Origin of the sequence: Bartonella sp. AA97HXZ (genome assembly GCF_042196985.1) — a bacterium.
Taxonomy (GTDB): Bacteria; Pseudomonadota; Alphaproteobacteria; order Rhizobiales; family Rhizobiaceae; genus Bartonella.
This window is the reverse complement of sequence record NZ_JBHIRC010000002.1, coordinates 187,627-210,333: the sequence shown is the minus strand read 5'-3', so window position 1 is coordinate 210,333 and position 22,707 is coordinate 187,627. Positions and strand designations below refer to the sequence as shown.

Sequence of the window (22,707 nt, the reverse complement as noted above, 5' to 3'; positions counted from 1 at the left end):
ATCGCTCGACAAGAATCCAAACTTTTTCAGTCCAGATTGGATTAAGAATCTTCGTCCTTTGAAAGCGGGAAAGAAATCAACAGAAAAGTTTATTTGTGCATTGAATTTTTTTGTAAGTTGAGTTTGAGTGTTTAGGGATAATATTTTAATGCTCAAGAAGAAATAAGAGATATATTGTATCTTCAGTATAGCAAGATATTGATTTTAAATATAATTCACTATTTCGCATGTTAGATGAGAGATCCGAATATTGTAAAATTCTCTCATTCCAAACTTGCTTATGTTGAATCAATCAAAACCATTTCCTTGCACGTTGTAAACGAAATTAGCGTGTGGATAAAAACTGTACAAGAAAGGGGTAAAAATGCTTCCTATGAATCGTCTCAAGTATCGAGAGTTGTAGCAAAACATTGGGAGCTGGAAAATAGTGTTATGGTGCCAGCTTTCTTCTTCACAAGTGGAGAGATCAACTATTTTATAGATATGATTTAGATGTCTGCTGTTGTATAGAGCTCATGCTAAAGAACAATTTTGTACGGTAAGAATGAAAATTATACCTTTAGGTTAGGTGAAAGAGTTTTTATGCATAGGAAGATTTATTTAAGTGTCTTTAATTGATTAAAATATTGTTTAAAAAACGGTAATGTTAGAACTGCTATAGAAAAAAGTTTTATATTTCTTTTTATAAATTACTTAGAAATAAGATAAGAAGACTTTCCCAAAGAATTCTTAAGAAGTTTTTTATAACAGAAAGAAAAATATCGTCTAATACATTAAAATAATACGATTAAGCTATTATAAGCTACTAAAATCATTTTAGAAATTAATAATTGGAGATGAAATATATAGGGAAATAAGATAAAAAGAAACAAAATTGTATGTGATTATTGAGATAGAATCTAAACTCTTTATGTTTTATTATTAATATCTTGATAATATTTTATTATTTTTACAAGGTCTTTTGAAGATTGAGAAAAAGTGTTATCGGGACGATATTGAATACGAAATATGAATGCACTATAATGAATAAAAGATGGAGTATTTTGCGAACATAAATGTATTGAATGCATAAAGTCGAGAAGTGATATTCGTAAGGCGATTAAGCTTTTTTGCGGGGAGTCTGGGGTGTATTTTCAAAATTTTGCATCAGATTGCTTGTGATATAAAGAGTATGGTTTATTTCTTAACAGAGTGATGGTATATTTTCATCTCGTTTTGAAGTTCTATAGCTTAAAGAAATCGTTTTTTATACAAAAATGAAATAAGTAGCGTAAAATGAAGATATTATTTTTTAATGTGGTTATTGAATAAGAAGTTTATGTTTTGGTAACGATTAAAAGGTCACAATGAAACGTAGAAATCTATTTTGATTAGTGTGAAAATATTTCGCTTATTGAAGGAATTAGGACAATAACACATGAATATCGAGGAGTTTTTGTTGAATTTTTCCAATGAAGAAAATCTTGTTAGAGACTAAAGAAGTGAGCTAAATGAAGATGTTTGAAAAGACTGTTATTGCTGCATCTGTAATGGTTCTTGTTACAGCGGGAGTGGCATATGCACAAACGCCAAGCCGTTTAAATCAATTTGAAGCGTGGGGAGCCTATTCTTATAAATCGCCCAAAAATACGATTTGCTATGTGTTATCGGTACCTTTGAAGGCTCTTCCAACGACAGTTAATCATGGTGATAATTTTTTCTTGGTTACCAAGCGTTCTCATTCACCTATTTCGTTTGAACCGCAGTTTATGGCTGGTTATACCCTTCAAGAAGGGTCGAGAGTGACAGTGACCATTGGAGGTAAGGACTTTGATTTTTTCACGAAAGATTCCTCAGCTTGGCTGGCGTCATCAGAGCTAGAAAAGCAGCTTGTTTCTGCTATGCGTGCTGGAAGCAATATGACAGTGCAAGCGATATCAAAACGAGGAACGCATACCACTTATACTTATTCCTTAAAAGGGGTCACTGCTGCATTAAATGCAGCTCAAAAGTGCCATTAAGGTTTCGATAACTCTAAAATAGTGATGTGAATTGGAAAGCAATGGCCATTTCCTATGACCTTAGACCAGTTGGTTCATGTTTTGCACGAAAAACAGATAATGTGGTCGTGAAGGAGAGTTCTAAGCTCTCTTTAATTGGTTTGTCGCAAGATGAAATGATGCAAGCTTTAAAGACAGTTGGTGTACCAGAGCATCAAACGCGTATGCGTGTGCGTCAGCTTTGGCATTGGCTTTATGTGCGTGGTGTTTCAAATTTTGATGAGATGCTGAATATTTCTAAAGCAATGCAAGAAACACTTAAGTGTCATTTCTCCATTGCGCGCCCAGAAATTGTTGGAGAACAAATATCAAAAGATGGTACGCGTAAATGGCTCTTACGTTTTCCTGCACGTGGAGCTGGAAGGCCTGTTGAAATTGAAACGGTTTATATCCCTGAAGAAGGACGTGGTACTTTATGTCTTTCATCGCAAGTAGGGTGTACGTTAACCTGCTCTTTTTGTCATACGGGAACGCAGATACTTGTTCGTAATCTGACCGCAGAAGAAATTTTGGCACAATTATTGGTTGCACGTGATTGTTTGGGTGATTTTCCTGATAAGAATACCCCTGATGGAGCAATTGTTCCCATTGAAGGACGAAAAATTACCAATATTGTTATGATGGGAATGGGAGAACCTCTTTATAATTTTGAAGCTGTTAAAAAAGCTTTATTGATTGCCTCTGATGGCGATGGACTTTCTTTATCAAAACGTCGAATTACGCTTTCAACTAGTGGAGTTGTTCCTGGAATTATCCGAACTGGAGAAGAAATTGGTGTTATGTTAGCAATTTCACTCCACGCAGTACACGATACACTAAGGGATATGCTTGTTCCCATTAATAAAAAATATCCGCTTGCTTTACTAATGGAGGCTTGCCGTAATTATCCTAGTCTTTCCAATGCAAAACGAATCACATTTGAATATGTTATGCTGAAAGATATCAATGATAGTTTAGATGATGCTAAGCGATTGATTCAGTTATTGAAAGGGATTCCTGCTAAGATTAATTTAATCCCTTTTAATCCGTGGCCAGGGAGTAATTATCAATGTTCTGATTGGGAGCAAATCGAGCGTTTTGCTGATGTCGTTAATCAAGCGGGCTATGCTTCTCCTATTCGGATACCGCGTGGACGCGATATTTTAGCTGCATGTGGACAGCTTAAATCAGCTTCAGAGCGCTTACGTAAATCTGAACGTTTACGACTTGAAAATGCCATTGGTCATTAGGTAACGCAATTTTCAGCGATATCGAGGCCTATACTTTTTTGTTTGTAATTTAATATCCAAACTTCATGCGATGGCATATGTGAGACAGAGATTAAGATGGATAAGTGCTAGATGAACAGTTTCAGCGTTTATATGCTAAATGGGGTAAGAGATTGTCTATAGTCTGTTTACATAATCTCTGAAATAAGAAGGAAACCTAATTTAGAGGGAATATGAGGTCTTAAGGATTATAACTAATTTCTACCTTATTATCATACTCGTTAATTCGGTTTTATGTCTTTTAAAAGCATCTACGGTAATATCTTTTAAAAAGTGGAGATTGTGCAGTGCTTCATGCTTTTGTTTATTATTTTTTTTAATAAGATCACGCTTCACAAGCAAAACAGAGGATCTAAAATATAAATACCATTGAGTTATCCATTGATATGTTTTTTAAGTATCTCTTAGTGCACTCTTCATATCACGATAATGCTTGTGAGGAGTATAACAAAAAGCTTCTGTGAAATGTATTGTACTCCTCCACCTTTATGTTTAATAAAGGTGTAAATTGGTACCACCATTCTATTTTTCAGCTCCCAATGTTGTAACAGCTTTTAGTACTTGAGATGGTTTATAAGAGGTGTTTTTATTCTTTTCTTAGATAGTTTTTATCCATACGAAAACTCCAGCTTCTTTTGTGATGTACAAAGGAAAGGTATTGTTTTATTCAAAATAAACAGGTTTGAAATGAAAAAATCTTATAATATTTGTTTTTTTATTTAAATTAAAAGCGATACATTACACCTTATAAATCAATTTGTAACGATAAGAAGATGGAGGGCAAAGCTGGTAAAAATACCTGCAATAAGCCAGTCAAGAAAGCGAATATAAAGAGGGTTCTTTTTGAGAGTTTTGGTAAGTTTATGCGCTGTAAAAACGATTGCAATTGTAATGGGGAAAGAAATAGGAATATAAGAGAGTCCTAAAAAGAGTAGCTTTTGTGTTGCCATAGGATCATTCGCATTGATAAATTGTGGTAAGAATGTTGCGTTAAAGAGTATGACTTTAGGATTGAGAAGATTAATTCCAATACCAGCAAGATAGTTACGTTTAGCGCTTTGAGATTTAGAAGATGTCTGTTCAAAGGAAAAAGTGGGGTTTCTCCGTAAAGCTTGAAAGGAAAACCATAAAAGATAAAAGGCGCCAACAATTTTCAGAAGAACAAAAGTATGTGGGGCAGCAAAAATAAGCGCTGATAAGCCAAGTGCTACAGCCGTAACCTGAATGGCAAATCCTGTTGCACTACCCAAGGCGCACATAATTCCAGCTTTTTTGCTTTGTGTAATGGTTCGTCCTACAGAAAGCATCATATCTGGTCCTGGAATAATTGCTAAAATCAACGATGCTAAAGCAAATTGTACAACAATAGACCACTCCGGTAGAAATGACACGTAAATCTCCTTTTATTTTTAAGCAGTGTTCACTATTTATACTTTGAGGCGCCTTTATTTACGCTTTTTGCGTCTTTTTAATGTTGCTTAAAAAGAATTTATTTTTATATTTCTTGCATCGTTTTGATTTTTGGGTAGAAATAAAAAAGTAGCTCATATAGAACGTTAAAATGAAAAAGTGGCAAAATATTAGAAAAGTTGTTTTGGCTTATTCAGGTGGATTGGATACGTCAATTATTCTCAAATGGTTACAAAGTGCGCTAGGTGTTGAAGTTGTAACTTTTACAGCAGATTTGGGGCAGGGAGAAGAGCTAGAACTTGCTCGTCGTAAAGCTGAAATGCTAGGTGTTAAAGAGATCTACATTGAAGATTTGCGCGAAGAATTTGTGCGTGATTTTGTGTTTCCGATGTTTCGAGCCAATACCGTTTATGAGGGGACTTATCTTTTAGGAACATCAATTGCACGTCCACTTATTTCAAAACGCCTTATTGAAATTGCTGAGGAAACAGGGGCAGATGCCATTGCTCATGGAGCAACAGGAAAAGGCAATGATCAGGTACGCTTTGAGCTTTCCGCTTATGCGCTTAATCCTGATATAAAGATTATTGCTCCATGGCGTGATTGGGATTTTAAGAGTCGGACAGATCTCTTTGAATTTGCTCGTATTCATCAAATTCCTGTAGAAAAGGATAAGCAAGGTGAAGCGCCTTTTTCAGTGGATGCAAATTTATTGCATTCTTCATCAGAAGGAAAGATTTTGGAAGATCCAGCACTTCCTGCTCCTGAATATGTCCATATGCGTACTCTTTCGCCGGAAGATGCTCCAGATCAAGCAACCAGAATTACTCTTGGCTTTAAAAAAGGCGATGCTGTTTCAATCAATGGAAAAAATTTATCACCTGCAACTTTACTTGCAGAGTTAAATCATTATGGGCGCGATAATGGTATTGGTCGGTTAGATTTGGTAGAAAATCGCTTTGTGGGTATGAAATCGCGGGGTATTTATGAAACACCAGGTGGAACCATTCTTTTGACGGCTCACAGAGCTATAGAATCTTTAACGTTAGATCGTGGCGCAGCTCATTTAAAAGATGAATTGATGCCACGTTATGCAGAACTCATTTATTATGGATTTTGGTTTTCGCCGGAACGTAAGATGTTGCAGGCAGCGATTGATTTATCTCAAGAACATGTTGAAGGTGAAGTCACGTTAAAGCTTTATAAGGGGAATGTAATTATTGAAGGGCGCCAAAGTAAAAAATCACTTTATTCCAGTGAGTTGGTAACTTTCGAGGATGATCAAGGTGTTTATGATCAAAGAGATGCAACTGGTTTTATTAAATTAAATGCTCTACGTTTGCGTACATTAGCAAGGCGTCATCAAGTTGATAAAGAAAAGAAATAGAAAGTTACGGTGACAAGTGTAATGTGGATTAATGCTTTTGTATGAAATGCCTAGTTTAAACATTTTTCTGTTGGTTTTTACCGTTCTTTCGTTCAATACTAGAAGCTTATCTTCTGCGTTAATAAATATAATAAGCAAAACCCATGATAATAATAGCAATGGAGGCTTCGATAATCAAAACAAGTCAATTTTGCTTTATAATATTGAATGTTTTTGATTTTTATCAGAACAAAATATGTTTATAACGAGGGCGGTTTTTGTATAGTGACTTAAGAGTATAAAGAAATTTTCATCTTTTTGCTTGCTATTATTGACGAATAAATTCAAGAACCATACACCCTATTTTGAAAGAGTGTAATTTTTAGGATAAATAATGATGCGTGATCAGTGTGATACCCTCAACCTTACGCCTGAATTAAAAGATGCAGCTTCTCAATCGAGAACTTGGCCATTTGAAGAAGCACGTAAGATTATCAAACGGTATGAAAAAACGGGTTATCCAGACAGTGTGATATTTGAAACAGGTTATGGCCCTTCTGGTTTACCGCATATTGGAACTTTTGGGGAAGTTGCACGTACAACCATGGTGCGTCATGCATTTCATATTCTCACGGAGAATAAAGTAAAAACAAAATTACTTTGTTTTTCTGATGATATGGATGGTTTGCGCAAGGTTCCTGAGAATGTGCCTGATCGCGAGAGGATGGAACATTATCTTGGTCAACCGTTGAGCCGTGTACCCGACCCTTTTGGAGATGATTATCCTTCTTTTGGAGCGGCAAATAATGCGCGGTTACGGGCTTTCCTTGATCGTTTTGGTTTTGATTATGAATTTGCAAGTGCTACGGATTATTACAATTCCGGTCGTTTTGATGAAACACTTTTGAAAATCCTTGCCTGTTATGACAAGGTTATGGCAATTATTTTACCAACATTAGGTGAAGAACGGCAAGCGACCTATTCACTCTTTCTACCGATTTCTCCCTTTTCTGGAAAAGTATTACAGGTACCGATGATTGCGCGTAATGTTGAAAAAGGGACTGTCACTTATATTGAACCTGAAACAGGAGAAACCATAGAAACAGAGGTTACGGGGGGCAAAGTTAAGTGTCAGTGGAAGGTAGATTGGGCAATGCGTTGGACAGCACTTAGCATTGATTATGAAATGGCCGGAAAAGACCTTATCGATTCCACAAATCTTTCTTCTAAAATTTGTAAAGTATTAGGTGGAACCCCCCCAGAAGGATTCAACTATGAGCTCTTTTTAGATGAGAAAGGGCAGAAAATTTCCAAATCCAAGGGAAATGGCTTAACCATTGATGAATGGCTTACTTATGCCCCAACAGAGAGTTTAGGGCTTTATATGTTTTCAAAACCTAAAACAGCAAAAAGGCTTTATTTTGATGTTATTCCTAAAGCTGTAGATGAATATTATGCTCATCTTTCTGCTTATGGTCGTCAAAAATGGCAAGAACGGCTCAGTAATCCTGTATGGCATATTCATAATGGTTGTCCACCGCAGGTTGATTTGCCTGTATCCTTTGCGATGCTTTTAAATTTGGTAAGTGCTTCAAATGCGGAGAATGCAGAAGTTCTTTGGGGTTTTATTTCTCGTTACGCTAAAGAAGCAAATGCACAAACTTATCCAGAACTTGATCAATTGGTGAAGTTTGCCATTAAATATTTTGATGTTTTTGTTAAACCAAACAAGAAATTTCGTATACCAGATGATAGCGAACGAGCAACATTAGCACAAATTGATGAAAAATTAGCTCATTTACCTGAAACTGTTGATGGCAACATATTACAAAATATGCTTCTTGATGTTGCACGATTAACGGAACGCTATCAAGATCATAGCAAAAAAAGCCCTGAAGGTGGGCCTGGTGTTTCTAATGTTTTTTTTCAAATGTTGTATGAAGTCCTTCTTGGACAAGAGCGAGGTCCACGATGGGGATCATTTATAGCGCTTTATGGGATTAATGAAATGCGTGCACTGATTGCTGAAACACTTGCACGTCCTGTGGAGGAATAATGGAACGAAGAGTGCAGGAAGTAAAGCGACGCCGTACATTTGCAATTATTGCTCACCCAGATGCGGGGAAAACAACATTAACAGAAAAGCTTTTATTGTTTGGTGGTGCTATTCAACTTGCAGGAGAAGTAAAAGCCAAAAAAGATCGTATTCAAACCCGTTCTGATTGGATGAATATTGAGCGTGATCGTGGTATTTCCGTTGTGACTTCGGTGATGACGTTTGAATATGAAAATCATATTTTTAATCTCCTAGATACCCCAGGCCATGAAGATTTTTCAGACGATACCTATCGCACACTCACAGCTGTTGATAGTGCTGTTATGGTGTTGGATGGGGCCCGCGGGATTGAGCCTAGAACATTAAAATTGTTTGAAGTGTGTCGGATGCGGGATATTCCTATTGTTACTTTTATCAATAAAATGGATCGTGAGGCACGTGATCCTATAGAGCTTTTAGATGAAATTGAAGAAAAGCTTGCTCTTGATACCGCCCCCATAACATGGCCCATTGGGTCGGGTAAAGATTTTGTCGGGACCTATGACCTTCATCATAACCGTTTTCGCCAAAAAGATGATGAGATAACACAGCGGATCGTTTCAAATCCCAGTGAGGTTGTCCATTTACTCCCTAAATATCAACGTTCCACTTTTATTGAAGGGGTAGAACTTGCTCAAAGTGTTTGCAAGAATTTTGATCTTCAAGCTTTCCGTGAAGGTCATATGACTCCGGTTTATTTTGGTTCAGCTTTACGAAATTTTGGTGTTCGTGATTTGATCAATGCACTTATTGATTTTGGTCAAAGTCCTCGTGATCAAAGTGCAGATCAGCGCAATATCATAGCAACTGAACCTAAAATGACGGGATTTGTTTTTAAAATTCAAGCGAATATGGATCCTAATCATCGTGATCGTATTGCATTTTTTCGGGTATGCTCGGGAACACTTGAACGTGGTATGAAAACAAAGTTGGTCCGAACAGGAAAACCGATGACACTTTCGGCTCCACAATTTTTCTTTGCGCGTTCGCGCCAAATTGCTGATCAAGCCTATGCTGGTGATATCGTAGGAATCCCTAATCATGGAACATTGCGTATCGGCGATACTTTGACTGAAGGAGAAGATATCCTCTTTAAGGGAGTACCAAATTTTGCACCAGAGATTTTGCGTCGTGTTTGTTTGGGCGATCCAATGAAAGCAAAAAAGCTCAAAGAAGCTTTGCAACAAATGGCTGAAGAAGGGGTTGTGCAATTGTTTATTCCTGATGATGGGTCGCCTTCTCTCATTGGTGTTATTGGTGCTTTGCAAATTGATGTTTTAAAAGAGCGATTAAAAATAGAATATTCTTTGCCAGTGAATTTTGAGTTTGCACGCTTTAATTTATGCCGTTGGATTTCAGCGCAGAGCAAAGATGAGTTGCAAAAGTTTCTCAGCAATCACCGCTCTGCTATTGCGTATGATTTAGAAGGTGATCCAGTTTTTTTAGCGGAGAACCATTTTTCATTAAATTATGAAGCAGAAAGAGCTCCTAAGATAAAATTTTCTACTTTTAAAGATTATCAAGTAAGCTTTTAATGTAAAGAAGAATTTTTTATGTAACAATTTGGTTGATAATGATTTTTCATATTGAGTTGGGGATCTGAATATTGTTATTTTTTCTGAAAACAAAAGGAGTATGTAAAGAACACTTTCAGATTGCACTGTATAAAGAATACGGTAAATTTATTTTATAATATTCAATAAGTTATAATATATTTGTAATTGTAACGTCTTTTAAAATTTTGATATATTTTTTCACAATAGCTTAAGACAAGGTCATATATTTCAGTATTTTGAATGTCAGCTAAAAATCTCCTGTATAAATAGAGCTTTTCAGTTTTTTCTTGTATGAAAATTGTATACAGTCAAAATAAAGCAAATAATCAATAAGATGAAATTTGTTATTCCCAATATGAGATCATATGACTTATAAACCACGTGTCTTTTCTATATCTTCTGGAATGGCTTTTTTGCCTCACTTTGTTGAGGCACTGCTCTCCGGTACCCTTATTGATAATTTCGCTCCCAATGGAGACATTCAAACTGCTCTTGCCGATAGCTTTATTTATGTTCCGACACGTCGTGCTGCTCGCGCTTTACGTTTAGCCTTTGTTGAAAGAAGCGATACACAATCAACTTTCTTACCAACCATTCGTGCTCTAGGCGATGTCGATGAAGACAGTTTCCTTTTTGTTGAAAATCATACCAGCACTCTGAATCCACCCATTGGAAAAAGTGAACGCTTACTGCTTTTAGCGCGCCTTATTCGCCCATGGCGTGAAAATTTACCTGCGCATCTGCGTGCCATGTTTGGTACAGAAGATGTACTTATTCCGGCTCATAGTGCTGATGCAATTTGGCTTGCTCAGGATTTAGCGCATTTGATGGACGAAATTGAAACAGAAGGAGCAGATTGGTCGAAACTTAAAGATATTGCACCTGATATGGTCGCTGAATGGTGGCAAATAACGCTCGACTTTCTGACTATTGTTACGCAAAATTGGCCACAAATCTTGACCGAAAGGCAACGAAGCAATCCCGCGGAATGGCGTAATCAAGCACTCACAATGCATGCAGAGACTTTGCGATGCACGCAGCCTGATAAACTTATCATTGCTGCTGGTGTGTCAGGTTCTATGCCCGCAGTTTCTCATCTTTTAAAGGTTATAGCTTCTCTGCCCAAAGGGGCTGTTGTTCTTCCTGGCCTTGATCTTCATATGGATGAAGAACAATGGAATGCACTAAGCACAAGCAATAAAGAAAAAACAGCTTGTGATTTTTTTGATCCTGCAGAAAATGTTTTTAGCCATCCTCAATATCATTTAAAAAAACTTCTAACTCTCATGGAGTGTCAACGTCATCATGTTTGCGAAATTGGCCAACAAAGTATAACAAAGAAAAAACGAATGGCTCTTTTATCAGAAGCACTCCGACCTGCTTCTACAACAGATAAATGGATACAAATTGTCCGTGATGATTATGAAAATCTTTGTGCAGATTGGTCATTTATTGAAGCTATAAATGAACGTGAAGAAGCTCTCGCTATAGCTGTTACCTTACGCAAAGCTATTGAAAAACCCAAAAAAACTGCAGCCCTTATTACAAATGACCGTAATTTAGCACGCCGTGTTGCCGTGGAATTACAGCGATTTGGAATTGAAGCAAATGATTCAGGCGGAATACCACTTGCACAAACATTGCCTGTAACTCTCTTACGACTTATCTTAGAAAATGTATTGCAACCTGATGATCCCATTGCTTTTCTTTCTCTTCTTAAACATCCCCTTACAACACTCCAACAAAATCGTCATCGTTTACGGGAAATGGCAGAAAATTTTGAACTTTTTGTTCTTCGAGGGAATACAGGGGGCATCAATCTTTGCGAGTGTGATCAATTTCTTGAAAAATGGATTGATACATCCTTTCATAATAGTTCTGAAATCGACACCCTTGATCAGCAGAAATGTGAAGAAGCACGTCTCCTTTGTCATCTTTTGAGGACAGCTGTTGAACCTTTAACATCTCTTATGAAACAAGAGAAAGAATGCACCATCAATGAGGCTGCAATAGCAACTGTTGAGGTTTTTGAAAATTTTGGTCGCAATGAGGATAATTCTCTTGCACATCTTTATCAACACGAAGCAGGACAAGCCCTATCAAAGTTTCTACGTGAATTGGTCAGTGATCAATCAGGATTAACATTTCATCTTTGCGAATGGCCTGCTATGTTTTCTGCCATAATAGCAACTCGTTCCGTCGCACCTTCGCCTGGAGGACATCCACGTTTATTCATCTGGGGTACTTTGGAATCGCGTTTGCAAACGGTTGATACAGTGGTCATCGGCGGTCTTAATGAAGGATCATGGCCAATATCAACCCGAAATGATGCTTTTTTATCGCGACCGATGAAAATGATGTTAACTCTGGAACCACCAGAGCAGCGTATTGGTCTTTCTGCGCATGATTTTCAATGGGCGATGGGAATGGATAAAGTGGTGATGAGTCGCGCATTGCGCGTTAATCATACGCCTTCCATTCCATCACGCTGGCTACAACGCATGGAAACAGTTGTAGGAAAACAGGTTTGGGAACAAATCCGTGAACGAGGTGAAATACTACGCCATTGGGCAAAGATGCTTGATCATACAAGCATAACTTCTGAGGTGGAACGTCCTTGCCCTTCTCCACCTCTTGATATACGCCCGCGCCATTTTTCAGTCACTGAAATAGAAACATTGCGATATGATCCCTATGCTATTTATGCCAAAAAAATCTTAAGGCTCAAACCACTTAAAGAACTTATTCATGATCCTAGCGCTTCAGAACGTGGAACACTTTATCACGCTATTCTTGCAGCTTTTTGCACACAAATGAAAAATCCAAATGCTGCAAATGCACTCAATGTACTGCTTGCTATTGGGCGTAAAGAGTTTGATAAATTCAACTTTCCACCCGATATTGAAGTAATTTGGTGGAATAGTTTTGAAAATCTTGCTCCACGCTTTATTCAATGGGAACAAAGTTTAGGACTGCGAGAGCGATATTCGGAAGTGGTATCACAAAAAATCCCTATAGGAACAACAGGGGTAACCCTTTCAGGACGTGCTGATCGTCTTGATGTTTTGCCAGATAAAACGGTTGAAATTCTAGATTTCAAAACCGGAACGCCTCCTTTATCAAAACAAGTTCGTGAATTATTATTTCCGCAATTGGCTTTAGAAACAGCTTTACTCATACAAGGGGGCTTCCCAGATTTTCAAGATTTTACACCCTCAAATTTATTTTACATTCCCCTTAACAAAAAAGGTGAAATTAAATCCCAATCAATTCTTTTAAAGAAAAAAGACGGAAAAACTTATCTAAGTGCTGTTGATCTTGCTGAAAATGCATGGGAAAATCTTATCGCACTCATAACTTATTATCAAAATCCACAACAAGGCTATCTCTCACATGCTGTCCCCATGTCAAAACGATATGAAGGTGACTACGACCATTTGGCTCGGTTGTGGGAATGGTCAAGTGGTTTTCATAAAGAAGAGTAATCATGACGTTTTTTTCTATTCCTGAAGCCGCTCTTGATGCACAAGCAACAGCAACACATCCCCAAAAAAACGTGTGGGTTTCTGCAAATGCTGGATCTGGAAAAACCCACGTTTTAAGTGAACGTGTTATCCGTTTGCTTTTAAACGGTACGCCTCCAGCACGTATTTTATGCCTTACTTATACAAGAGCTGCTGCTGCTGTTATGCAATCACGAATTTTTCGCACGCTTTCTAGTTGGAATGAGCTCGATGATGCACAGCTGCAAGAAACCTTAACACGGTTTGAAAAAAAACCTGTTAATGCGCAAAAACTAACTTATGCAAGGCAACTCTTTGCGCGTGCCCTCGAAACGCCTGGTGGCTTAAAAATTCAAACGATTCATGCTTTTTGTGAAGCTCTCTTACATCAATTTATGTTAGAAGCCAATATTGCAGGGCATTTTGAACTTCCCGATGATATCGGTCGAAAAAAATTACAACAAGAATCCCGTCGCGAACTTTTAGCCCGTCGTGATGTACAACCTGCTTTGCAACAGTTACTTCAAGTTATTAGCGAACATACTTTTAATCAATTGCTCTATGAGGCAGTTGAAAAGCAACATAAATTGTCTGATTTTTTATCTTCTCTTTTATCTGAAAATGGAGAAGAAAAATTGCGCGCGCTTTTTAACTTAGCGCCCAATGAAACAAATCAATATCTTCTGGAACAAATTAAACAAACAGCGCGCCTTCCTCTTTATGCTCTTAAGCATTGTGAAACCAATGGTAATCAAAGCTTTAAGGATATGGTGGCAAAACTTTCCCAATTAGAAAAGGTGCATGATGAGACAAATATTCTCAATATTATTTCTGATATTTATTTTACAACAAAAGGTGAGCCGCGTAATTTTTCACATTTATTTCATAAAAAATCAGATGAAATTTGGCCTTTTATTCAACAAATGCTTGAAGATAAACAAAACAAGCTTTCTGTTCTTTTAGAAAAATATCAATGCGCAAAGGTTGCCACCCTCAATATGGCTGCTTTTCAGCTCTGTACTATTTATCTCAAAATTTATAAGAATCTAAAAAAGTCCAATGGCTTCTTAGACTTTGATGACCTTATTGAGCGTACACTTCATTTGTTACAGCGCAAAGGTGCAAGCCAATGGGTGCACTATAAACTTGATCAGGGACTTGATCATATTCTACTTGATGAAGCACAAGACACCAACCCTGAGCAATGGCAAATTATTCAACTGTTGGCACAGGAATTTTTTTCAGGGTATAGCCAACGAACAAACATACGGACTCTTTTTGCTGTTGGAGATGAAAAGCAATCTATTTATTCTTTTCAAGGCGCTGCTCCAGAAAATTTTGCTGCAAATGGACGAATTATTCAAAAAAAAGTGCAGCAAACAAATCAGCAATTTGAAAAAATACAACTGCATTATTCTTTTCGCTCTACAGCAGATGTTCTTAAAAGCGTTGATCTTGTTTTTGAAACACCAGAAAACTATAAAGGACTTTCGGCAGAAAATACAAAAACGGTGCATGAAGCTATCCGTGTTCACAGTCCCGGTGAAGTTGTTATATGGGATGCCATTTCAAAAGAAACGAGTGAGTTTCCTCAAGATTGGCATGCAACTGTTAATCATTTAGATACACCTGAAGTCCGTTTAGCAGAAAAAATTGCTGAAACGATTGCTGACTGGTTACAAAAAGGCGAAATGCTTCCAGCAAAAGGACGCTTAATACGTGCAAGTGATATTATGATCTTGGTCCGTAAACGTGATCAATTTGTCTCAGCTCTTTCTCGTGCTCTTAAACACCGTAATATTCCCGTAGCAGGGGCTGATCGTTTACAGCTTACCAAACATATTAGTATCCGTGATTTAATGGCGCTTGCGCGTTTTGTTTTACAGCCACAAGATGATCTTTCTCTTGCTTGTGTTTTAAAAAGCCCACTTTTTGCTCTTAGTGAAGAGGAACTCTATCAGCTTGCTGCACACCGCACCGGCTCTCTTTGGCAAAGTCTGTGTGCGCATACATCATCGCAGGTATCTTTTAAAGATGCTTTTGAAAAGCTAAACCATTATCGCGCTTTAGTGGATAAAATACCAGTTTTCGAGTTTTATAGCCATATTTTGAATAATGATAAGGGACGGCAAAAAATTCTATCCCGTTTAGGATCTGAAGCAAATGATGTGCTCGATGCTTTTATGGATTATACGCTCACTATTCAAAAAACAGGATTACCAGGATTACAAGCTTTTTTAGAAACATTAAGTGCAAGCGAACCAGAAATTAAACGTGAATTTGAACAAAGTAATGAAGAAATTCGCATTATGACTGTTCATGCTGCAAAAGGACTAGAGGCTGCTGTTGTGTTTTTAGTCGATCCTGGCAGTGCGATTTGGCATCCTCAGCATGCGCCTCACTTGCTTAAAGTTCCTTTAAACAATGCACAATGGAACGGAAAACAAGCCTTTATTTGGCATCCCAATGAAAAGTTTAATACAAAACTCTCTAAACAAGCAATTTCATATTTAAAAGAGCGTGCAGAAGAAGAATATAGGCGTCTTCTTTATGTAGGAATGACACGCGCTGAAGATCGCTTGTTTATTTGTGGGTATAAAGGTCCGAAAACGCCATCTCATACATGGTTACAACTCGTAAAAAAAGCCCTCGAACCGCATGCCCTTGCTATAAAAGATTCTTCGGAAGATATTGCAGCTTGGCGTTATTGCATTACACCTGCTTCTTCTGCTTCTATAAACTCAAAAGTTCCTTGCACTGAATCTCAAACCTTACCAGCGTTACCTGCTTTTTTCTCTCATAAAGTACCAGCAGAACCAGTGTTACCAAAACCGTTAAAACCGTCAGTGGCGAGCCTTTCCATTGAGGCTGATACCGAGATTTCTTTTAATTCAAAATATCATAGCGTTTCGCCTGTTTTGGGAGAAAAAAATACCAACAGGGCTTTTTCCATTGAATATGGTAATCTCGTTCACCGATTGTTACAATACTTACCCGATTGTCCCCCACAAAAACGTCGAGATTATGCTCGAAACTATCTCAATATCAAAGCCTCTCATTGGGATGAAAGCCAAAGAGAAGATGCTCTTCGCCATGTTTGGAAAATATTAGATCATGTTTACCTCAAGCCCCTTTTCTCTGAGCATTCACGTGCTGAGGTCTCCTTAATGGGTATTGTGAAAATTCGTGGAAAAGAACAAGCAATTTCTGGTCAAATTGACCGTCTTTACATCACGCAAAACAGCATTATCTTTGCCGATTTTAAAACAGGAACCCCACCAGAAAATGAAGCTGCTATTGCTTCCCATCACTGGTTGCAAATAGCTCTTTACCGAAAATTGTTGCAAGCTATTCATCCCGATAAAGATATCCAGGCTCTGCTTATCTACAGTAAAGAAGCCAAAATTTTTAAACTTCCTCCAGAAAAACTTGAGGCATTTCTTAGTGAAGTTGCTTTATAAGCTACTCTTTTCCTTGCAAATCATCTTTACACTTTATTTACTTTCATAAAATCGCTCAAACAAACACAACGCACAATCTCTGGTGTAAAAAAGTCCTTTAATAATTTATCTTTGCAATAACTTGATATGAATTGTTATTATACCAATCTATAAAAAGTGAATATAAAGGATAAATCAATGACGTGTATAAAAGTTGATAAGGACAATTTCGAAAGTGAAGTTCTAACCTCTTCCACCCCTGTTGTGGTTGATTTTTGGGCAGAATGGTGTGGCCCTTGCAAAGTGATTGCTCCAATTTTGGATGAAATTTCAATAGAAATGCAAAATCAAGTTAAAATTGCTAAGGTAAATATTGATGAAAATCCGGAACTGGCTACCCAATACGGAGTACGTTCTATCCCTACATTATTAATGTTTAAAAATGGAAATATTTCATCGAATATGGTTGGCGCTACCTCTAAAGGACGTCTTTCTGAATGGATAAAAGATGGGCTTAGTTAATTCCACATATAATCACTCTAAAGGAGAGAAGTTTTGTCTCTCCTTTTGACTTTTTTAAAATATTCTTTTTTGCATTATATTATAATGAAAAGACAATAAAAATCAAAATTTTAAATGAATTTAAGAATTCGTGCTTTTATGCATGATTCAATTGACCATTTTTATAAAAAATTACTTTGTATGAAGAATATAGGCAATTCTTTCCTTATATGCGCGTTAAAAATATTGGGTGAATGATAATTTCATAAAGGTATTTCTTCTTAGATAAGACTATTGAGATAGATAGTGCTTTCAACACATAAAAGGAGATTTTAAGCAAAAACTTTGCAAATTACTTTTCTGAAGCTCACAATTTTTAAGCAGAAAGAAACAAGCAATTCACTACAGGTTATAGAATGTTCTTCTAAAGGGTTACCACTTCAATTTAAAATTCTCTTATACTATTCTCTAGAATCAAAATTGTAGGTATCAGATTCTCTAAAATAAATTGATGAATTCCTATAAATTAACGGCTGTCCTTTGCAATTTATGTCATTTTTATATGAAAGAGTCAGCACTTCGTTTCATCTTCCATGGTTGCTGCCTCCATGAAGCCTTCTTTATGTTGTTCATCATCTCAAATTTCATAGGTATATCCTGAGATATTACCAACTAAAAAATGATGATGCCCATGATTATATCTATATTTTTTAAAATGTACGAATTGTAAAAGACTGTTGCAAACATTCAATGGAATGTTGCGCTGATCTAACTGTTACATGACGCCCATGTTCTTTATAGTGTAAGGTGAGTGCAAAAGTGGCGAGCTCTAAAAGAGCTGTATTTCTTTCTGGCCATTCAACAAGTAAAATATTTTTCTCACGAGCTTCATGAAGCCCTAATTCATCAATTTCTTCTGCCATAGAAAGGCGATAAAGATCAGCATGAATAATTTCAAACTTTGGAAGTTGATAGCTTTGCACAAGAGTAAAAGTAGGGCTTGGAACATCCATAGTGTTATCGTTCGCAAGTGTTTGAATGATTGTACGTGCAATGGTTGATTTTCCAGTTCCAAGATCTCCTTGCAGCGTTACAAGATCTCCTGGCTTTAAAGAAAGAGCTAAATTTTGTGCAAAAAGCTTTGTTGCCTCTTCATTTTCAAGAAAAAAACTAAAATTCATTAAAAGTTCCATGAAATGGATGAAAAATTTTTGTTATCATAAAGGTTAAAATTAAAAAATCGTATCTCCTTTGGAGAGTGGGAAAAAACATTTAACTGTTGTTCCTTTTCCAGAACCGGTAAGAATTTCAACATGTCCACCGTGTAGTTCAACGAAACTTTTTACAAGGGAAAGGCCAAGACCCGCTCCCGCACGCCCACCATGGTGTGAATGGGAAGAAAAACGTTTAAAAATACGATCAAGGACGTCTTCTGGGATGTCAGAGCCCTGATTGTGAACGCTAAAGACAATGTTATCATCTTGTTCATCGACGCAAAATTCAATAGTACTCGCCTCCGTTGCAAAATTAATAGCATTACTCAGTACATTCACAAAAATTTGATGCAAGCGTTTTTCATCAGCAGAAATAGAATTTAAGGAAGGAGAAATTTGTTGTAAAAGCGTAATATGACGTTCATTAAGGCGATCTTCTACACGTGCTACTGCTTGTATCATAGCATCGGCAATGTTAACCGATTTTATGTCCAACTCCATAATGCCTGCATCAAGGGTAGCAAGATCAAGAATATCGTTAACAATATTTAAAAGAGTTCCTGATTCTGAATGAATGTGTTCAAGATATTCTTGTTGACGTTCATTGATAGAGCCGAAAATTTGATCACGTAAAATATCGGAAAATCCAATAATATTGGTGAGAGGTGTGCGTAATTCATAAGAAACATGTTGGACAAATTCATTACGCAAACGATCAGCACTTTCTAATGCTTCATTTTTTTCTTGAAGAGCACGCGCAACATGGACAGTGTCCGTAACATTCACAAAAGTAAGCATCGTTTGTCCATTAGGAAGAGGGACCAGAGTATAGTCAATAATCATATCATTTTTAAGATCTATACGACCTGAAAATGTTTCACGTTTTTCAGCAAAACCGGTAATGAACTTGGTAAATTGATCCCATTCTTGCCCCAAGGTTAAGGCTGAACAATGGCTTTGTAACTGCGTAATATGGGTTCCTTCTACCAGTAAATTATAAGGAAGAGACCACAATTTCGACAAGGCAGGATTCGATAAGCGAAGGCGTCCATCAGTACCAAAAACGACCACACCTTCAGAAAGTTTATCAAGTGTTTCACCTTGTATTTTAATAAGTGTATTATAACGGCGCTCAAGATCAATTTTTTCTGTAAGGTTTTCGTAAAGCCAAGTGACACCTCCTTGTGGATGAGGGTTCGAGACAACACGCACCGTACGTCCATCTGGAAGATTCCAAATTTGTTGGTTCGATTCTGTTTGCCAATAGGCTTTTAAAAGTTCTTCTTTCCATGCGCGCCAATCAGGGTGTTCAGCAATGAGCCCCTTTTCACGTAAACGTTCAAGAAACAATGTATGGCTTGGTTCACTTTCTAAAAAAGAACTCTCCAACGGCCATAAAATTTTGAAAGCATGATTACAGAATTTTAATTTTTGGTTTGTATCAAAAATGGCTACAGCTGTTGAAATTTGGTCAAGTGTTTCACAATGGCTTTGAAGAACATATCTTAATTCATGAGCAAGATTTTCATATGCGCTGTCATCACGTGCAAAAGCTGCCATCCCTTCAGCTGTTGTAATACGTGTGAGATGAAAACGGTGCCGTTCTCCACCAATAACCGTATAAACATGTTCTTGAAAAATTGTTTCTGTTTCATCTGTTTTGCGTTGTGTATTTTCATTGAAAAGATCCCCCACGTCATCACTGTCTTCACGAAAGTCTGTCATTTCTCTAAAGGCGCGATTGATAAAACAAACTTTTCCTTCACAATCTTTTATCCATACGGGCTCTTGAATAAGATCAAGAAGATTACGCTGCATTCTCAATTCAGTAAGAAGGCGGGCGATATCTTTCTGTAAACGAGAATTTTCTTTCTGTTGTTTTGAGATATCTTGAAAACGAGCAATGGCGACTGTTCCTGCGATGACTCCTGTAACTTGTAGCGGTACATTGTTTGTGGTGGTGATAGAAAGATCAAAAGGGTGACATTTACAACGTAGTTGAGTCAATGCATAATCAAGTTCTCGCAGAGAATTTTCTTCAACCCAGAGCTCAAAACGCTGAAAATCTTTCTGATCGATTCCTATTTTTTGCAATGCAGAAAGAGCACCAACAACACGGGGTAAGGTTGTTGGATTTTCCCAAATAAGAAGGAATTGCTCGGTTTCTTCCAGAAGCCATTCATAATATTTAAGTTTTTCAGAAAAATTTGCCTGAATTATCTTCAAAGGCTTCTGTGCAGTTTTTTTTGCACGCACGGTAACAGCTATACACAAGAGAAGTGAAGCACAAGAAATTCCTCCACACAGCGCTAAAAGCAGCCATGGACCATTCGGCAAAGTGAAGAAAAATGGTAAATAACCTTCCAATGACTGAGCAAAAGCGCATGTTGGAGAAAAAAAGAAAAAAAAGCAAAATATATACGTATAGATTCGGATCTCTTTTTGAGTTTTTTCTTTGGGGTTATAGTCACCAAAGCTGAGCACGGCATCTTTCCCTTTTTTAACCCAAGGAAACGTATTAGTAACGGTAATGGTTTGGTTTATAAGGTCCTTGTGGTGAGACTCCAATATAAGCGGCTTGTTCTTCTGATAAAACACTTAATTTTATTCCTAACCGATCCAGATGTAGACGTGCAACCTTTTCATCAAGATGTTTAGGCAAAACAGTGACTTCATTTGTATAGTGTTCTGAACGGGTAAAAAGTTCAATTTGCGCTAAAACTTGATTAGTAAACGAGGCCGACATGACAAAAGAAGGATGCCCAGTCGCATTCCCGAGGTTTAACAAACGCCCTTCAGAGAGCAAAATGATGCGTTTTCCATCGGGAAAGGTGATCATATCAACTTGTGGTTTAATATTTGTCCATGGCAAATTTCTAAGGGCAGCGACTTGGATTTCGTTATCAAAATGACCAATATTTCCAAGAATACACATATCCTTTACTTGTCGCATATGATCTAAACGAACAACATCTTTATTGCCTGTTGTCGTGATGATAATATCAGCACTGGAAGCAGCATCATCCAAATTAACAACTTCATAGCCATCCATAGCGGCTTGAAGAGCGCAGATAGGATCAATTTCTGTTACTTTAACACGAGCCCCAGCACCAGAAAGAGATGCTGCTGAACCTTTTCCTACATCACCATAACCACAGACAATGGCAGTTTTACCAGCGATCATCACATCTGTTCCACGTCGAATACCATCGACCAATGATTCTTTACATCCATATTTATTATCAAACTTTGATTTAGTGACGCTATCATTAACATTAATAGCAGGAAAAGGTAGAAGTCCTTCTTTTTGTAACTGATAAAGACGGTTTACACCTGTTGTGGTTTCTTCGCTTACACCTTTAATTGCCGCGCGCTGTCGTGTAAAAAAACCTGGCGTTGCATCCATACGCTTTTGTATTTGTTTGAAAAAAATTTCTTCTTCTTCTGTTTTGGGATGCGATAAAATATCTTTATTTTGTTCTGCACGACTTCCCATTAAAATATAGTTTGTGGCGTCAGCTCCATCATCTAAAATAAGATTGGAAGGATTACCATCTGGCCATTGGAAGATTGCATCTATATAAGTCCAATATTCTTCCAATGTTTCACCTTTAATGGCAAATACAGGAATGCCAGTTGCGGCGATAGCTGCTGCTGCATGGTCTTGCGTAGAAAAAATATTGCTAGAGCTCCATCGTATATCGGCGCCAATCGCTTTTAATGTTTCAATTAAAACAGCTGTCTGAATTGTCATGTGCAATGAGCCAGAAATACGCGCTCCGCGCAAAGGTTGACTGGAAGAAAACTCCTTACGACAAGCCATCAAACCAGGCATTTCTGTTTCAGCAATATCAAGTTCTTTACGACCATAAGCAGCAAGTGCAATATCTTTGACAACAAAATCTTGAGCTGCCATTCTTCATTCCTTTAAAATAAGTTTTTCCAAGACGGTAGGAGAAATTAAAAAAAAATGCAAGACAAGAAGAGGACTTCTTTATGTGAAAAAGCTCTTTTAAAATCTCCATAAATTTGTGCAACAAATATGCATTTATGGATCTGAGTAGTGATGTTGCTGACGGAGTAGGAGATCTTCATGATAAGTTTTATTATATAAACAAAATTCTATCCTTTTCACGTAACTTTAAAGCTTTTAAAAGTCTCCAGAGGGAATACCTTTTAAATAATAAAAATGGTGCATTGCTTTACAGTTTTTATATTGATTTTTATGGGATAATATCGAAAGTAGTATACTCGTATTCTACTCACTTATGCGGTTGTTGAAAAAGGAAGAATTACTTTAATCTCATTATTAAGC

General features: G+C 37.2%; 12 protein-coding genes. 8 read left to right on the top strand and 4 right to left on the bottom strand.

Features of this window, described 5'->3' with window-relative positions; all coding sequences use genetic code 11:
- The first annotated feature begins 1,496 nt into the window (after positions 1-1,496).
- Both ACFINE_RS02205 and rlmN read left to right on the top strand, forming a co-directional pair.
- A complete protein-coding gene (locus ACFINE_RS02205) occupies positions 1,497-2,000 on the top strand; it encodes an invasion associated locus B family protein (protein WP_375611465.1) in 504 nt (167 codons plus the stop codon).
- 41 nt (positions 2,001-2,041) lie between these two features.
- A complete protein-coding gene (gene rlmN / locus ACFINE_RS02200; protein WP_375620885.1) occupies positions 2,042-3,268 on the top strand; it encodes a 23S rRNA (adenine(2503)-C(2))-methyltransferase RlmN in 1,227 nt (408 codons plus the stop codon).
- A gap of 791 nt (positions 3,269-4,059) precedes the next feature.
- Here rlmN and ACFINE_RS02195 read toward each other — a convergent pair.
- The gene (locus ACFINE_RS02195; protein WP_375620884.1) at positions 4,060-4,698 is read right to left on the bottom strand and encodes a LysE family translocator; all 639 of its coding nucleotides are present in this window, start codon (positions 4,696-4,698) and stop codon (positions 4,060-4,062) included.
- Positions 4,699-4,868: 170 nt separating this feature from the next.
- On the opposite strand from ACFINE_RS02195, the gene ACFINE_RS02190 reads away from it, so the two are divergent.
- The 6 genes from ACFINE_RS02190 to trxA all read left to right on the top strand — a co-directional run bounded on the left by ACFINE_RS02190 (position 4,869) and on the right by trxA (position 17,199).
- Positions 4,869-6,104 carry an argininosuccinate synthase gene (locus tag ACFINE_RS02190; RefSeq protein WP_375620883.1) on the top strand — a complete coding sequence of 412 codons (1,236 nt, stop codon included), beginning with the start codon at positions 4,869-4,871 and terminating at the stop codon, positions 6,102-6,104.
- A 373-nt stretch (positions 6,105-6,477) separates the two neighbouring features.
- Positions 6,478-8,139, top strand: coding sequence for a lysine--tRNA ligase (locus tag ACFINE_RS02185; RefSeq protein ID WP_375620882.1), 1,662 nt, complete (start codon positions 6,478-6,480; stop codon positions 8,137-8,139).
- The gene (locus tag ACFINE_RS02180) at positions 8,139-9,713 is read left to right on the top strand and encodes a peptide chain release factor 3 (RefSeq protein ID WP_375620881.1); all 1,575 of its coding nucleotides are present in this window, start codon (positions 8,139-8,141) and stop codon (positions 9,711-9,713) included. The genes ACFINE_RS02185 and ACFINE_RS02180 overlap by 1 nt, the downstream gene beginning before the upstream one ends.
- A gap of 386 nt (positions 9,714-10,099) precedes the next feature.
- A complete protein-coding gene (gene addB / locus ACFINE_RS02175; RefSeq protein ID WP_375620880.1) occupies positions 10,100-13,219 on the top strand; it encodes a double-strand break repair protein AddB in 3,120 nt (1,039 codons plus the stop codon).
- Between the two features lie 2 nt (positions 13,220-13,221).
- On the top strand, positions 13,222-16,698 hold the full coding sequence (addA, locus tag ACFINE_RS02170) for a double-strand break repair helicase AddA (protein ID WP_375620879.1): 3,477 nt from the start codon (positions 13,222-13,224) through the stop codon (positions 16,696-16,698).
- A 177-nt stretch (positions 16,699-16,875) separates the two neighbouring features.
- Complete coding sequence (trxA, locus tag ACFINE_RS02165) at positions 16,876-17,199, top strand: thioredoxin (RefSeq protein ID WP_375611361.1); 324 nt, start codon at positions 16,876-16,878, stop codon at positions 17,197-17,199.
- Between the two features lie 689 nt (positions 17,200-17,888).
- On the opposite strand, the gene tsaE is transcribed toward trxA, so the two are convergent.
- Genes tsaE through ahcY form a run of 3 tightly spaced genes read right to left on the bottom strand, consistent with a single transcriptional unit; the run spans position 17,889 to position 22,308 of the window.
- Positions 17,889-18,359 carry a tRNA (adenosine(37)-N6)-threonylcarbamoyltransferase complex ATPase subunit type 1 TsaE gene (gene tsaE / locus ACFINE_RS02160; protein WP_375612787.1) on the bottom strand — a complete coding sequence of 157 codons (471 nt, stop codon included), beginning with the start codon at positions 18,357-18,359 and terminating at the stop codon, positions 17,889-17,891.
- A gap of 51 nt (positions 18,360-18,410) precedes the next feature.
- Positions 18,411-20,876, bottom strand: a complete 2,466-nt coding sequence (locus ACFINE_RS02155; RefSeq protein ID WP_375620878.1) for an ATP-binding protein — start codon at positions 20,874-20,876, stop codon at positions 18,411-18,413.
- A 34-nt stretch (positions 20,877-20,910) separates the two neighbouring features.
- Positions 20,911-22,308: an adenosylhomocysteinase gene (ahcY, locus tag ACFINE_RS02150; RefSeq protein WP_375620877.1), complete on the bottom strand. Its 1,398-nt coding sequence runs from the start codon at positions 22,306-22,308 to the stop codon at positions 20,911-20,913.
- Between the last annotated feature and the right edge of the window lie 399 nt (positions 22,309-22,707).

Excerpts from the sequence above, each read along its gene's own strand:
- ACFINE_RS02190 (WP_375620883.1), top strand. The coding sequence starts at position 4,869 with ATGAAAAAGTGGCAAAATATTAGAAAAGTTGTTTTGGCTTATTCAGGT.
- addB (WP_375620880.1), top strand. The coding sequence starts at position 10,100 with ATGACTTATAAACCACGTGTCTTTTCTATATCTTCTGGAATGGCTTTT.
- ahcY (WP_375620877.1), bottom strand. The coding sequence starts at position 22,308 with ATGGCAGCTCAAGATTTTGTTGTCAAAGATATTGCACTTGCTGCTTAT.
- ACFINE_RS02185 (WP_375620882.1), top strand. The coding sequence starts at position 6,478 with ATGATGCGTGATCAGTGTGATACCCTCAACCTTACGCCTGAATTAAAA.
- rlmN (WP_375620885.1), top strand. The coding sequence starts at position 2,042 with ATGGCCATTTCCTATGACCTTAGACCAGTTGGTTCATGTTTTGCACGA.
- tsaE (WP_375612787.1), bottom strand. The coding sequence starts at position 18,359 with ATGAATTTTAGTTTTTTTCTTGAAAATGAAGAGGCAACAAAGCTTTTT.
- trxA (WP_375611361.1), top strand. The coding sequence starts at position 16,876 with ATGACGTGTATAAAAGTTGATAAGGACAATTTCGAAAGTGAAGTTCTA.
- addA (WP_375620879.1), top strand. The coding sequence starts at position 13,222 with ATGACGTTTTTTTCTATTCCTGAAGCCGCTCTTGATGCACAAGCAACA.
- ACFINE_RS02180 (WP_375620881.1), top strand. The coding sequence starts at position 8,139 with ATGGAACGAAGAGTGCAGGAAGTAAAGCGACGCCGTACATTTGCAATT.
- ACFINE_RS02205 (WP_375611465.1), top strand. The coding sequence starts at position 1,497 with ATGTTTGAAAAGACTGTTATTGCTGCATCTGTAATGGTTCTTGTTACA.